Origin of the sequence: Helicobacter canadensis MIT 98-5491 (genome assembly GCF_000162575.1) — a bacterium.
In the GTDB taxonomy this organism is placed as follows: Bacteria; Campylobacterota; Campylobacteria; order Campylobacterales; family Helicobacteraceae; genus Helicobacter_D; species Helicobacter_D canadensis.
On sequence record NZ_CM000776.2, the window covers coordinates 1,221,867 to 1,235,966 of the forward strand.

Genomic DNA, 14,100 nt, shown 5'->3' on the forward strand with positions numbered 1-14,100 from the left:
GATTTTAAATTTTATTAATAAAAACTGCAAAGAAAGTAAAAAATGTAAAAAAGAAGGTAAAAAATTTTTAAATTTTAGAGATTCTAAGTTTTACCTAGAATCTCTAAAGAAAATTAATAAGAGGAAGTTTTAGAATCAATCACCTTGTAATTATAAGGCTTATTGTTCTTATCTAATTCCAAAAGTTCTTTTGGAGCAGGACCATTAATTTCTTCATGTTTATAGTATCGCTCACCTGCTTTATGTCCATTTAAATCCACTTTATAGCGAATCTCTCCAGGATTATATTTTTGCATATCTTCAAAACCTAAATTAGAAGTTTTGAAATCTTTAATTCCATTTGCATTAGCGATTTCTACAAGTTTAGTTTGCCCCATTCTAGCCATTTCAACAGCTTGAAGCAGCATTCGACTTGCTTCTCTTGGATTATGGAAACCAGTTGAATTTTCAGCACCCACAAAATCACCTCTCATTTGACCTTTTCTATGCAATTCCAAAGGCTCTTTTAATGCTGCAGAAATTTTTGTATCATCGGGTTTGCCATTAGTTTGATAACTAGGCATTGCACCAAGTTTCTCGCGTAACACTTTAATATCTTCAATCAAACTTACCATTGCATATTCTGCACTTCTTAAATCATAAGCCACAGATTTTTGAATATCTGCTACTTGTTGTCTAAGATATTCTTCACTTTGAGTATGGCAAGACTTACAAGCTGCATTAATATCTTGCAATGGTGAAGTAATATTGTGTTGTGTCATTTTCTTAGAACCTTTTCTAATATAAGGCATATGGCAATCTGCACAACTCACACCATTAGCTGCATGCACACCACCGCTATAAAGCTCTGATTCTGGGTGTTGAATCTTAAGCATTGGCGCTTTAGTAAATTTATGTGCCCAATCTTTATCAAACACATCTCTTACTTTTTCATAATGTGCATCAAACATTTCAATTCTAAAAGGTTCATTTTTCTTCCATTCACTCCAAGGGAATACAAGTTCCAACCCATCTACTTCGATTTCTGTAGGTTTGTTTCCATCTCTCCAAACATCAATTTCATCATAAGTTTTTTGTGTGCCATTCCACCATTTTTTACTTGGATCATTAGCAATTGATTCACCCATAACTTTTACTTTTGTTCCTGTTGGTTTAAAATAATACTCCACATGACATTGTGAACAAACAAGTGTTCTCATTTCTTCTCTTGAAGCCTTTACACCTGTTACTGGATCTGGCTCATAACCCCTAAAATTCACCAATGCATTAATGGCTGCTTGTCTTGTAAGACGCAATTGCATATCATTTGGATTATGGCAATCTGCACAAGTTACCCCCATTCTTGTTCCTCCGTGTGGTCCGCTATGATCAGCAACACCCTCTACTTCTGGAACATTTTTAATCATTGTCCAATATTTTGTAGAGTTAAAAGAAATCCATTTTTCTTCTGGAGTATCTCCGATTCCTACATTTTTAAGCAACCATGGACTCCAACCGCTATGGCAATTCATACAAGCTGTAGGTTGTCCCCCAAAAGCTGCAAAACCATGGGCATTTAGAAAATCTTTATTGTTTCTTGCTGTATCCATTTGATCAACTTGAATCCAAAAATGCCCTCTTTCTTCATTAGCATCAAGGCTAAATGGATATCCCGCCCAAAGAATTGTAAGCTGTGGATAACGAATGAGTTTTGAATAAGCTAGATTTCCACCAAATTCTGTTGAAATAGGCTTCTCTGTCTCCACAGTCAAATACATATCCAAATAATCTGGGAAATTTTTACCCCAATGATCAAAAGTTGGATTATCATCACTCATTTCTACAAAGCCTTTTGAGCTAATTCCTCCCGTTCCTTCGGATTGTTTTTTAGTAATATCGCTATTTAACCATAACAATCCTGCAATAATAATCACTGCAATAACAACTAAAATTGGCAATACAGGTGATTTCTTTTGCATTTTAACCTCCTAAAATAATTTAAAAACCTCTTTTGTGTCCCGCACTTGCGTGGCAAGATACACAGCTAAGCGACCCATTTCCGTGTGGATTTGTTGTTGGATTCACAACATTGCTAACCATTTCACTATGGCAACGCACACAATTCTCTTGAATCATATCTTTGGATTTTTGCGTTGCAGTCAAGTTTGTTGGTAAGACATCTAATTTAAAAGTAAAAGCATAGGCATGCCCTATCCCACTTTCTGCTTTTGCAACCCATTTTTCCACAAAACTATGCGGTAAATGACAATCATTACAAGTTGCGCGTGGCTTACCAGCTATTTTTTGTGAATGTGCCCCCCTTGACCAATCATTATAAACATCATTCATAATGTGGCAATTATTACAGGCTTCACTATCATTGCTAAAATAAGACAAACCCTTTGCATTATAAAAGGTATAAAGCCCTACTACAACGATAACAACACATAAAAATCCAAGTAATCCTGCCATAAATGAGAGCGGCTTTTTAGGTTTATTACCTTCCAATTTACGCTCCTTAAAAAATTTTTGAATTTAAAAAGATAACTTTAAATCCAATTTTGAAATTTTAATCATTTTTGATTATTTTTACCTTGATTTAAATCAAAAAGTAAATAATTGGTAAATGAAAACTAATTTTTAGGCGTATATTTAAAAGTTGGAAGCCCCAAATGGTATCGAATAGCAATAATCCTTGCTACAAATCCTACAATCAAAGCAAAAATCACAATAAAATTTTCATCCAACACAAAATAACTCTGACTAATCCACTCTAAAAACACATACAAACTACCTACAAACAAAGCAATACTTGCATAAAGCTCCTTTTGAAAAACAAGCGGAATCCTCGCACAAAAAATATCCCGCAAAATTCCTCCAAAAACTCCTGTAATTACTGCTCCAGCAACCGCCATTGCACCACTTGGATGAAAATCCATTCCAATTCTAGCACCAATCACGCTAAATACCGCCAAACCTAATGCGTCCAAAATCAAAAAGGCTTTTTCAAAACGCTCTACGAAATAAGGGATTTTAGTGGTTAGCAATGCTGCTACACAAACAATAGCTAGATATTGCGGATGTGCTACCCAAGTAAGCGGATAATGTCCAAACAAAATATCCCGAATCGATCCTCCGCCAATGGCTGTAACACAAGCAATAAAAATCACCCCAAACCAATCCATATTATGCCGCCCTGCTGCAAGTGCGCCTGTCATCCCCTCTGCTGTGATTCCAATAATATATAAAATAGTCAAAAGCATTTTAAGCCTTAAATTCCCTAAATAAATAGCCTAAATCCACTCCGCTTATTGTCTTTGCATTATATAAATATTCCAAATTTCTTGCACCTTCTTCTAATTCCCTGCTTGAAATCCCGTGTCGCATAGAGATTCTAGCTTCTAAGAATGCACTCAAATGATCACAAAATTTTAAAAATTCTCCATAAATAGCACAACAAGAATCTTGATTGTATTTTTCTAAAAATTCTTCACCTTTAGGTAAATACACAACTCCTTTAGTCGTTTTATAACGATTTGCAAATTCATTTTGTGTAAAATACAAAATATCTTTTTTAATAGCTTCTGGAACTTTTGAGAGTATCTTTTCTCTCACCTCTTCTTCTTCAATTTGCTTTATAAATTCGTCTAAACCTTCCACACTGCGTTTAATAGGAGAAATAATATCTCGCGTTAAAATCTCTGGTAAATCGTGGAATAATCCACACAAAAAGTGATTAATCTGCATTTGCCGACAAAATCCCAAATCATAGCCTAGCAAATACGCACAAAGTGCCACAATTAAAGTATGTCCCAAAACTGAAGTAGGCGGAACCCTTGGAGTCTGACTCCAACGCTTCTGAAACCTAAGCTGCCCAAACATCGCTACAAGCTCTCTCATATCCTCATACAGCACAATCTGCCTAATCCCAGCTAAATGATAATGCTCTTCTACTTGCTTATCGATGATATTTTTAATATTTTGCACATCATACATTTTAGGATTAAAATGATAAATAATATCAAATTCCCATTTTGAAGCATAATAATGCGAGGCTTTAAGAATCTCTTTCTCAAGATTCTCAACCTCTCCATACAAATATTTCCGCATTGATTCAAAAAAGGCAAACCCACTTAAATCTTCTTCCAATTCTTTGCATACAAAATCTACAAGTTCTTTATTATGTGTTTGTGTAAGTTTATGAAATACGGGAGGTTTAATATCTGTAAGAATAATGCGTTCAAAAAATTCATAACAAAACTGCAAAATTAACCGCTCCCAATCAATCTTTTTGCCATTTTCAATTTCTTCAAAATGTGCCAAAAGATAAGCTATTACAATTTTATGGGCTTGTTTATCTAATTCATAGAATTCTACAGGGGTGGCTTGATCATTCCAACGCCTTATATTAGCGGCTACAAAAATTTTTTGCAATAAGGCGATACTAAGTGTAGGTTTTTTCATTTCCATTACCTTTTCTTAAATAAATTTCTATTTTGATAAATCAAAAATGCCAAATACATAAGCGTAACAATGCTAATAGCCACTTTTTCATAAAATTCCAAATCAAGCCTTTATCATTTTATCCAACTAAAAGCAAAATTATAACATTAATTCAAAAATGCTAAAATGGAATTCTCTTAAGAATCACCCAATATCCCTTAATATTTTACCCACTAAATTATAAATCATTGCAAGATTAATAGTAAGTTTCAAGAATTAAAAATTATTTTTATCTCTTTTTGCTAAAATTTCAAGCTTAGGTGTAGCAAGTGGTTGCTTTTTAAAGAGGAAAGTCCGAGCTGCTTTGGGATAGGATTCCATTTAACTAATGGCTAGAGTAATCTAAGGGAAAGCGCAACAGAAAACAAACCGCCTTTAACTTTTATAAGGCAAGGGTGAAAAGGTGGGGTAAGAGCCTACCGAGAGTGTAGCAATACATTCTGTCATTGCAAGCCCAATCCGCAGCAAGAAAGGTATGGTTAGTATCCCAAAATTTTAACCTTTCGCTAGATTTTTGCCGTAAGGCAAAAGCAAGATAAATAACCACATAAACAGAACTCGGCTTATAGCTACACCTAAATCATCTTTCTTCTTAAGGAATCCAAATGAAACAATCCATCATTACTCTAAGTCACGGAAGCGGAGGCGTAGAATCTCAAAAACTTATTTCAGAGCTTTTTTATCCTTTTTTGGAAGGTTGTGTAATAGGCAATGGAGAAGATGCAGGCATTGGTGAGTTAGATTCTATCTCTCAAGGAAAGTTTGCTATTAGCACTGATGGTTATACAATCTCTCCACTATTTTTTCCCGGTGGAGATATTGGAAAATTAAGCATTTGTGGAAGTTGCAATGATGTAGCAATGATGGGTGCAAAACCTAAATATTTAAGTGCTAGTTTTATGATTGAAGAAGGGTTTTTAATAGATGATTTAAAAAAGATTCTCGATTCTTTTGGAAAAACTCTCAAAGCAAGTGGAGCAAAACTCCTTTCAGGAGATACCAAAGTCTTACCAAAAGGAACGCTAGATAAGATTTTTATCACCACCACTGCTTTTGGAGAATTTCTCTATCCACATTTACAGATTAGTGCTTTTAATATTCCGCAAGATTGTTGCATTTTAGTAAGTGGAGAGATTGGAAATCACGGAGCAGTAGTGTATTCTAAACGCGAAGAAATTTCCTTGCAAAGTAATTTAGAAAGCGATTGTCAATTACTCTATCCAAGCCTAGAAGAGCTTTTTAAAAATAATCTTTCAATCTATGCTTTACGCGATGCGACAAGGGGCGGAATTGCAAGTGTCCTAAATGAATGGGCAAATGCTTCACATATCGGAATTGAAATAGAAGAAGAAACTTTGCCTATCAAAGATGAAGTGCGTGGAATCTGTGAGCTTTTAGGTTTTGAAGCGTGGAATCTTGCTAATGAGGGAATGTGCGTATTAGCTATTGCAAAAGAAGATTCTAAAAAAGCCCTAGAAATCTTAAAACGAACTCCAGCAGGAAAAAATGCTACTATAATCGGCTATACCACTTCCACAAATCTTAATAAAGTTGTCTTAAAAACCGCCTATGGCGCGAAACGATTCTTAGATTATCCAAGTGGAGAATTACTTCCTAGAATCTGCTAAAACTACAAAGATTCTATTTATAAAGTATTTTGTTTTCAAGAATCAAAGGCTTAAAATCCATTTGATTCTTGCAATTTTTAAGCAGCTAAGAGTTTATGTAGATTACCAACAAGACTTTCTTTAAATAAATTCTCTTCCATACCATCAAACACAAAACGATTCAAATCCGCAAAAGTCTCATCAAATTGCTTCAAAAGATCTCCAAATATATGAGATGATTCTTCCTTACCCTCAAAACCCAAAAACGCTTCTTGCAATCCTTTCCATAAAGTAGATAACTCTTGACTAACGCCATTATTAGCACTCTCTAATGAACTAAGACTAAAGGAATATTGTGTAGCACTAAAGCTAAAAGCACTCAACGAAGTTTGATTTCCATTTAAAATATTTCCGCTGCCTTGAGAAAAACTAAAATTAATATTCAAATTTTGCAAATAAGCACGACTTGCTGCAACCTGCAATCCTTGTTGCGAATTAATATTAGAAGTATTTTGCGTATTATTTGTTGGATTTTCTGCTACAAAATCAATATGATGAATCGCTCCAAGACTTCCATCTTCTCTCATAAAATTGGAAGTTTGTTGCTTAATTCCCAATAAATCTCCTTCTTCTCCCCTCATCATTTCTTGGCTCTCTTTAGCATCAAGATAAATCACACCAATCCCTTTTTCTCCAAGCCCCACTAATTCACCTTCACCCTTTTGGTTTGGCGTCCAGATTCTTAGCTTATCATAGATAGGATCATTTTTATCAATCTTGCCATCTTGATTAGAATCATAAGCACTTAAATCTTTAAATCCATTGCCGCTTTTTGTTCCAAAAAGTTCATTTCCATCATTAATTTTGCCATCATTATTTTTATCTAATGCCAAAAATCCAGAACCTTCTTTTAATGTAGAAATTTGATCTTTTGTTCCATCGCTATCAAGGTCAAAGCTCATCTTTGTATCACTAAGCTCTGTCCCATTCCCCGCATAATCAATCACAAGCGGATCAATCACCTTATTAGAATTGTTAGAATTAGTATTGCTATTAGTTGTGTTTTGTGAATTAATTTGCAAATTCTGCACGAAGCTTTGAGACACGCTAATACTCAAATCCAGCTTCTTTGTTACTCCATCTTTGCCTACAATGGTGCCTTGAATAGATAATTCCAAAGATTGCGAAAAGCCTTGAGTGATGCTAATTCCACTTCCAAGATTATAATTAGGGCGTGAAAAATTTCCATTTAATAGCGATTCTAAAGAAATACTTGTATCAGAAGAATTTGTTGATTTCCCACTAGAAACTCCAAAAACTTCTTCCCAAACCTTAATCATTTCATTTTGAATTTCGGCAATTTTACCTAAAGCTTGATTAATAACTTGCTTATGAAAATCTCCTAATTTACTATTTAAAAGCTCCGTTGAAGAAAGAATATTAGAAGCTTTTTGGCTATTCTCCCCTTCATTATTAATTTGTGGAACACTATTTGCTTGATTGTTTGCAATCTCTTCTCCAAGAGCACTCCAATGCGTGGTGGTATATGAGGCTTGTAGAGAAGAGAAATTCATACTTGCTTGCATTATTTCTCCTTTGTAAAAATAAAATAGCACATTCAATATCGGCTATTTCAAAAAAAACTTAATAAAAAAATAAATAAATTATTCTTAAATCAAAATTTCACTTTATTTTTCAAGCAAAAATCCCTACAAATCGATACTTTTAAACTATTCAACCTTTAAAAAAGATTTATATTCTATATAATAACTTAAAAAAAATATTTAATCTTATAAGCTTAGATTAATTAAAGTATAAATAAAATTTCACTCATAAATTCATTATTTAAAAGGAGTATCGATGTCTTACACACAAGATGTTATCGCAAAAGTCCAAAGACTTTATCCAGATCAAGTAGAGTTTCACCAAGCAGTTAAAGAAGTTTTAGAATCAATTGAACCTGCTTTGCAAAAAGATAAAAGATATGAAAAATTCAAAGTTTTAGAGCGAATCGTAATTCCAGAAAGGCAAATCAATTTCCGTGTAACTTGGGAAGATGACAGAGGAGAAATCCAAGTTAATCGTGGTTACAGAATCGAATTTAGCTCACTTCTTGGACCTTACAAAGGCGGATTGCGTTTCCACCCAAGTGTTACAGAAGGTATTATTAAATTCTTAGGTTTTGAGCAAATCTTCAAAAACTCCCTAACAGGACTTGCAATGGGCGGTGGAAAAGGTGGAAGCGACTTTGATCCTAAAGGTAAAAGCGACAGAGAAGTTATGCGATTCTGTCAAGCATTTATGAATGAATTATATCGCCATATCGGCGCACACACTGATGTTCCAGCAGGAGATATTGGTGTAGGTGGAAGAGAAATTGGTTATCTCTTTGGTCAATACAAAAAACTCACAAATCGCTATGATGGTGTGCTTACAGGAAAATCTTTACTTTGGGGTGGAAGCCTAGTAAGAACAGAAGCAACAGGTTATGGTAGCGTATATTTCGCACAAGAAATGTTAAAACACAGCGACTTTGGATCACTAGAGGGCAAAACTTGTTTAGTTTCAGGTAGCGGAAATGTTGCAATCTACACTATCGAAAAACTTCAACAACTAGGTGCAAAACCAGTAACAATCAGCGATTCTAAAGGTATGATTTATGATGAAGCAGGAATTGATCTAGCACTCTTAAAAGAAATCAAAGAAGTTAGACGCGAAAGCCTTGAATCTTATGCAAAAGAAAGACCAAACGCAAAATACACAAGCGCAAAAGACTATCCAAGCGATCACAATCCACTTTGGAGCATTCCTGCTTTTGCTGCTTTCCCAAGTGCAACACAAAATGAAATTAACGCAAAAGATGCCGACAATCTCCTTAAAAATGGCTGCAAATGCGTAAGTGAGGGAGCTAATATGCCTTCAACAATCGAAGCAGTGCATAAATTCCTTAATGCAAAAATCTGCTATGGACCAGGAAAAGCTGCAAATGCTGGTGGTGTAGCAACAAGCGGTTTAGAAATGAGTCAAAATGCTTCTATGACTTCTTGGAGCTTTGAAGAAGTAGATAAAAAACTTCACAATATTATGCAAAATATCTATGCTAATGCAAGCGAAACTGCAAAAGAATTTGGCGATCCTACAAACCTTGTATTAGGTGCTAATATCGCAGGATTCCGTAAAGTTGCTAACGCAATGATTGAGCAAGGTTTGTGTTAAGACTTTCATTATTCTTATTACTTGCTGCTAGCCTCCTTTTTGGAGGCGAAATTTTAAAATTTAAAGAATATTCTCCTAAATCTTCCTTAAATTTTAAAACCACTTCTTATCTAATGAGCGAAAAACTTGATGGAATCCGCGGTATTTGGAATGGAAAGACACTAAGCACTCGCAACAACAATCCCTTAAATCCCCCAAAATTTTGGCTTAAAAACTTCCCTTCCTTTAATTTAGATGGAGAGTTATGGCTAGATTATGAATCCTTTGAGCAAATCTCCAGCATTATACACACTTCAACTCCCAATCCAAAAGAATGGCAAAAAATAATCTATTATATTTTTGATGCACCAAATATTTGCAAAAATTGCACCCTTCTAGAAAGACTTACCAAACTCCAAGAATACCTTGATAAAAATCCCGCTCCCTATATCAAAATAATCCCACAAATCAAAATACAAGACAAAAACCATTTACAAAGCTATTTTCAAAGCATTCTTGATAAAAAGGGAGAGGGAATCATCATTCGCCAAAACGATTCTTCTTATAGCGATTCTAATCATTCCTATAAATACAAACCCTATATGGATAGCGAATGCAAAGTGATTGGCTATACACAAGGAAAAGGTAAATTTAAAGGAATGCTTGGAGCCATTATATGCCAAGCCAATCTCAAAGGTGAGCTAAAAACCTTTAAAATCGGTTCAGGATTCACCCAAAAAGAACGAGAAAATCCACCACCAATTAATTCTATCATCACTTACAAATACAATGGTTTTACTAAAAATAATCTCCCTAGATTTCCTATTTTTCTTCGCATTAGGAATACAGATTTTTAATGCTTTTATGCTAAAATCCCAAAGAAATTTATCATCTAGGATTTAAAATGTTTGAAGAACTACAACCTTGGATTTTAGCTCAACTTTATAGTATTTTACTAGCCGCTGTTACGATTCTAGCTGTTTTAAATCCTTTTGGGAATCTCCCACAATTTATTTCAATGACAGAAGAACTAGAAACCTCATTACGCCAAAGTCTTTTTCGTAATATCCTCTACACTTCCTTTATCATTGTTATCCTTTTTTTATTAGTTGGACCCTTTATTATGCGTTATTTATTTAATGTGGATTTAAATGACTTGCGAATCGCCGGAGGTTTGCTTTTAATATTAGTTAGCCTAAAAAACCTACTTTTTGCTCCACACAAAAATACCCACCATTATGAAACGACCGACAAGAACGAATTATTAAGTCAAAGTATCGTGCCTATGGCATTTCCTATGCTAGTTGGTCCAGGAACACTCTCAACAGGTATTGTCATCTCCGAAGAAAACGGAACTTTTATAGCTCTTAGTGCCGTAGTAACTGCCTTTGCTTTTATGCTTATTTTATTTCATTTCTCAGCAACCATTGAACGCGTTTTAGGTAAGCTTGTTTTGCATGTGCTATCTAGAATCGCACTAGTCTTTATTATGGCAATGGGGGCAAAGATGATGATAACAGGTCTCAAAGCAACTTTTGCTTAAAAGGAGGATTCTATAGAACTTTTTAACGCACTCAAAAATGCTTTAAACGCTAAAACAGCGGAAGAAAAATGCACCCTAACCCAAGAAATTTTTAAAAATTTTCAACTTTTTAAAATAAATCACGATGAAGAAATTCTTCCCCTATCCACTCCAACTTTTTCTCATTTTTGCCAAATTGTCCCACCCAAAAAAGTCCCACAAGGCAAATATCTCAAAAATGATCTTAATGCAGCTCATCTGCTACACTCTATCGCACATATTGAATTTTCTGCCATTGATTTAGCACTAGATTGTGCTTATCGTTTTAGAAACTTACCCCTAGAGTATTATCAAGCTTGGGTGGAAGTCGCATTCCAAGAAGTGCATCATTTTCTTAAACTCAATCAATTGCTTCAAAGCATAGGATTCAAATATGGCGATTTTGGAGTGCATACTTTACTTTTTGATTCAATGAAAAATTGTAATATCCTTTTAGATAGAATCGCCCTTGTTCCAAGGGGAATGGAAGCCGTAGGCTTAGATGTTAATCCCTTTTTGTGCGCTAAAGTCCAAGCAAGCAATCACCCTATCAAAAAAGATTTTTTAAAAGTTTTAGAAATAATTTTTCAAGAAGAAATTTTACATGTCTCAAAAGGTAATATTTGGTTTCATTATATATGCGATAAACAAAGCATCCCTAAGCAAAAACGCGCAGAAGTCTATTTAGAAATTCTTAAAAAATACCATTTTTCATTCCCCAAAGCCAACACTGCTTTCAACACTCAAGCAAGGATTCAAGCTGGTTTCACACAAGAAGAACTTACAATGCTAAGAGATTCAACATTTCTCTCCAAAAATCCAAAATAATCACCACTTTATCTCCAATTATTTTCCTATCTCTAATTCTATTTTAAAAAGACAACAAAAGATTAATAAACCATAAACACTTTTAAAGTTATGAATATTTTAATTATATGAGTTTTAATATTTATGAAGTAAAAAGAAGTTTTAAAAAATAACAAAGCCCAAAAAGGCTTTGTTAAGAAGAATTAGAAGCTGTATTTTGCTTCTACTCTGAATCTATCTCTATCTTGATCTTGACCAGCAACAGGCGTTACATAAGTGTAATCATTTTTCAAGAATGCATAGTAAGTTGATAGAGTAAGTTGTTTGCTGTGTTTCCAAGTAATTGTTGGAGTAATTTCAGTAAATTCAACTTTTTTAATAATATTATTATTTGCTGCTGCTACTCTATTGTAAGAAATATCATTTTCACCCCAAGCAAACTCTAAACCTACATTTAATCTCTCATCAAGGAAGCTATAATCTACACCAGCATAGAATACATCAATATCTTGCTCAGTGCCAAATCCTTGAACACCATAACCTCTAAGCACTGAAGTAGAGATACCTGTTCCAGCATTTTGCCACCAAATTTTACCTTTTCTTGATACATTGCTTCCTTCATCTTCAAGAGCTACTGCTGTTCCATCTGCGAAGTTTGTAATATATCCTAAAGCTACATTCAATGGAAGTTGGAAATCATTTCTAAAATCTGCACCTACTTCAACTACAAAAGCATCATTAGCTTCTGAAATATTTGCTTTATTTCTATTTGCTGTTCCATAACCATATAATCCAGCAAATATAGAATCAGAATCATTATTTAATGCTGCAAAAGAGTATTGTAATTTTGCTCTAAGCAAACTACCTTGCCATGAAAGCTCACCAAACACTAAAGCATCTACCGTATCATCGATATAGAATCCCCAAAGTTGTCCGCCAAATCGACCATAGTTAGTATCAATACCATAAATACCAGCTAAAGCATAAAGAGGTTTATCAATAGAGTAATCATTTGATAATCCATTATTAATAAGGGAACCTCCACCATTATTAGTAACAACACCACCTGCATTATTAATCTGATTTTGTGCATTCACTTCATTAATAGACCAAGAATCAAATGCTGCGGCTGCTAAAGTAAGGTTTGGAATATCGCTATTAAGTGCTAAAATACCTGTTCCTCTATCACCATCATAAGCATTTGTTACAGGTGTATCAAGAAGTTGCTTACCGATTTTGATTGTTGTAGCTGTGCTATCTGGAGTAATAGTAGCATAAAACTCTCTTACACCAAATTGACCATCAGAACCTGAACCTAAGCCACTACCTGTGAATGCCTGAGCTGTTCCAGGAGTTTCATTTCCTGTTCCTTTACCATGATTTACATTGTTTTCATTTTGATACCATACACCAAAATTCAAAGCAACATTATTAACAACAGGAGTTTTGAAGTCTGCTACTGCTCTCCATTGATGTGCAGCATTTCCTGTTGAATCGTTATATCTATCATCATTGTATCGGTATCTTAAATATCCGCTTACATCGATTCCTTTGATCGCTTCTTCAAGTGGTTGAGCGAAACTTGCTGTAGATAATGCACCTAGTGCAACGCTAGCTGCAAGACTTAATTTGATAAATTTCATTTTAATCTCCTTAAGATTGAATTTCGAAATTACAATCTGATTATACAAAATTTCGCACACAAAAAACAAAACAAATTTGTTTCAAGTCAGAGTTTGCATAATAGATTTCTCGCTTAAAGCTTAGAATCTAAACTCATAAGCTTAATTGCGATTTTAACACATTGTTTTTATAAATGCAAGAGTTTTAACAGAAATTAAACATAAAATTGATAATTTTTTAAAAAAAATTAAGTTTCAATTTAATAACCATTTATTCACCAAACTTTCTTCATTTTTCTTTTCCATCAAGTATCATAAAGCTTTCTAACCTATTTTATTTTAATAAAGCTCCTATCTCCATAAACATTACCAAAAAATCTTTAAACTCTATCATATCCGAAAAATATACTCTTATTTTTGAAAAATAGCACTCAACAACATCTATTTCCTAAGCAATACTTAAATATAAAATAGCAATAAACCTTCATTTACTCTATAAAATAAAATTTCTACTTTTAATCTCTCTAATACCATAATGATAAAATATATCCTTTCACTCAAATTACATAGAATCATCCACATAAATAGATATAAATAGATTATCTTTACAATAGAAAACCATTTCTAAAACACCAAAAATACTAATGATAAAATATATCCTTTCACTCAAATTACATAGAATCATCCACATAAATAGATATAAATAGATTATCTTTACAATAGAAAACCATTTCTAAAACACCAAAAATACTCTACAATAAACACAATCAACTACTTTAAATCTCTAAAATATTAAAAAATAGAATAAATTAAAAAAATTTAAACC

Annotated in this window: 11 protein-coding genes and 1 other RNA gene; 6 read left to right on the top strand and 6 right to left on the bottom strand. The window is 33.7% G+C overall.

Annotated elements, in window-relative coordinates; translation table 11 throughout:
• Window positions 1-113: 113 nt before the first annotated feature.
• The 4 genes from HCAN_RS06040 to HCAN_RS06055 form a co-directional block, all read right to left on the bottom strand.
• Window positions 114-1,958 carry an ammonia-forming cytochrome c nitrite reductase subunit c552 gene (locus tag HCAN_RS06040; protein ID WP_006656907.1) on the bottom strand — a complete coding sequence of 615 codons (1,845 nt, stop codon included), beginning with the start codon at window positions 1,956-1,958 and terminating at the stop codon, window positions 114-116.
• A gap of 19 nt (window positions 1,959-1,977) precedes the next feature.
• Window positions 1,978-2,451, bottom strand: a complete 474-nt coding sequence (gene nrfH / locus HCAN_RS06045) for a cytochrome c nitrite reductase small subunit (protein WP_172617274.1) — start codon at window positions 2,449-2,451, stop codon at window positions 1,978-1,980.
• Window positions 2,452-2,612: 161 nt separating this feature from the next.
• A complete protein-coding gene (locus HCAN_RS06050; protein ID WP_006655875.1) occupies window positions 2,613-3,242 on the bottom strand; it encodes a trimeric intracellular cation channel family protein in 630 nt (209 codons plus the stop codon).
• 1 nt (window position 3,243) lies between these two features.
• Window positions 3,244-4,443 carry an HD domain-containing protein gene (locus HCAN_RS06055; protein WP_006656908.1) on the bottom strand — a complete coding sequence of 400 codons (1,200 nt, stop codon included), beginning with the start codon at window positions 4,441-4,443 and terminating at the stop codon, window positions 3,244-3,246.
• A 296-nt stretch (window positions 4,444-4,739) separates the two neighbouring features.
• Here HCAN_RS06055 and rnpB point away from each other — a divergent pair.
• Window positions 4,740-5,064, top strand: an RNA gene (rnpB, locus tag HCAN_RS08095) — RNase P RNA component class A.
• A gap of 23 nt (window positions 5,065-5,087) precedes the next feature.
• Window positions 5,088-6,110 carry a hydrogenase expression/formation protein HypE gene (gene hypE / locus HCAN_RS06060; protein ID WP_006655879.1) on the top strand — a complete coding sequence of 341 codons (1,023 nt, stop codon included), beginning with the start codon at window positions 5,088-5,090 and terminating at the stop codon, window positions 6,108-6,110.
• A gap of 77 nt (window positions 6,111-6,187) precedes the next feature.
• On the opposite strand, the gene HCAN_RS06065 is transcribed toward hypE, so the two are convergent.
• The gene (locus tag HCAN_RS06065) at window positions 6,188-7,675 is read right to left on the bottom strand and encodes a hypothetical protein (protein WP_006656909.1); all 1,488 of its coding nucleotides are present in this window, start codon (window positions 7,673-7,675) and stop codon (window positions 6,188-6,190) included.
• A gap of 274 nt (window positions 7,676-7,949) precedes the next feature.
• Between HCAN_RS06065 and gdhA the strand changes: the two genes are divergently transcribed.
• The 4 genes from gdhA (at window position 7,950) to HCAN_RS08140 (ending at window position 11,673) form a co-directional block, all read left to right on the top strand.
• Window positions 7,950-9,305: an NADP-specific glutamate dehydrogenase gene (gene gdhA / locus HCAN_RS06070; protein ID WP_006655881.1), complete on the top strand. Its 1,356-nt coding sequence runs from the start codon at window positions 7,950-7,952 to the stop codon at window positions 9,303-9,305.
• Entirely contained in the window at window positions 9,299-10,141 is an 843-nt protein-coding gene (locus HCAN_RS06075; RefSeq protein WP_006655882.1) for a DNA ligase, read from the top strand. Before gdhA ends, HCAN_RS06075 begins: the two co-directional genes overlap by 7 nt.
• Window positions 10,142-10,188: 47 nt before the next feature.
• Entirely contained in the window at window positions 10,189-10,827 is a 639-nt protein-coding gene (locus tag HCAN_RS06080) for a MarC family protein (protein ID WP_006655883.1), read from the top strand.
• Between the two features lie 87 nt (window positions 10,828-10,914).
• Window positions 10,915-11,673, top strand: a complete 759-nt coding sequence (locus tag HCAN_RS08140; RefSeq protein WP_232049097.1) for a ferritin-like domain-containing protein — start codon at window positions 10,915-10,917, stop codon at window positions 11,671-11,673.
• A 182-nt stretch (window positions 11,674-11,855) separates the two neighbouring features.
• Here HCAN_RS08140 and HCAN_RS06090 read toward each other — a convergent pair whose 3' ends face one another.
• The gene (locus tag HCAN_RS06090) at window positions 11,856-13,295 is read right to left on the bottom strand and encodes a major outer membrane protein (protein ID WP_006656911.1); all 1,440 of its coding nucleotides are present in this window, start codon (window positions 13,293-13,295) and stop codon (window positions 11,856-11,858) included.
• Between the last annotated feature and the right edge of the window lie 805 nt (window positions 13,296-14,100).

Bases quoted from the DNA above. Each gene is read 5' to 3' on its own strand.
- HCAN_RS06055 (WP_006656908.1), bottom strand. From the start codon at position 4,443: ATGAAAAAACCTACACTTAGTATCGCCTTATTGCAAAAAATTTTTGTA.
- HCAN_RS06040 (WP_006656907.1), bottom strand. From the start codon at position 1,958: ATGCAAAAGAAATCACCTGTATTGCCAATTTTAGTTGTTATTGCAGTG.
- HCAN_RS06080 (WP_006655883.1), top strand. From the start codon at position 10,189: ATGTTTGAAGAACTACAACCTTGGATTTTAGCTCAACTTTATAGTATT.
- HCAN_RS06050 (WP_006655875.1), bottom strand. From the start codon at position 3,242: ATGCTTTTGACTATTTTATATATTATTGGAATCACAGCAGAGGGGATG.
- gdhA (WP_006655881.1), top strand. From the start codon at position 7,950: ATGTCTTACACACAAGATGTTATCGCAAAAGTCCAAAGACTTTATCCA.
- HCAN_RS06090 (WP_006656911.1), bottom strand. From the start codon at position 13,295: ATGAAATTTATCAAATTAAGTCTTGCAGCTAGCGTTGCACTAGGTGCA.
- HCAN_RS06065 (WP_006656909.1), bottom strand. From the start codon at position 7,675: ATGCAAGCAAGTATGAATTTCTCTTCTCTACAAGCCTCATATACCACC.
- nrfH (WP_172617274.1), bottom strand. From the start codon at position 2,451: ATGGCAGGATTACTTGGATTTTTATGTGTTGTTATCGTTGTAGTAGGG.
- hypE (WP_006655879.1), top strand. From the start codon at position 5,088: ATGAAACAATCCATCATTACTCTAAGTCACGGAAGCGGAGGCGTAGAA.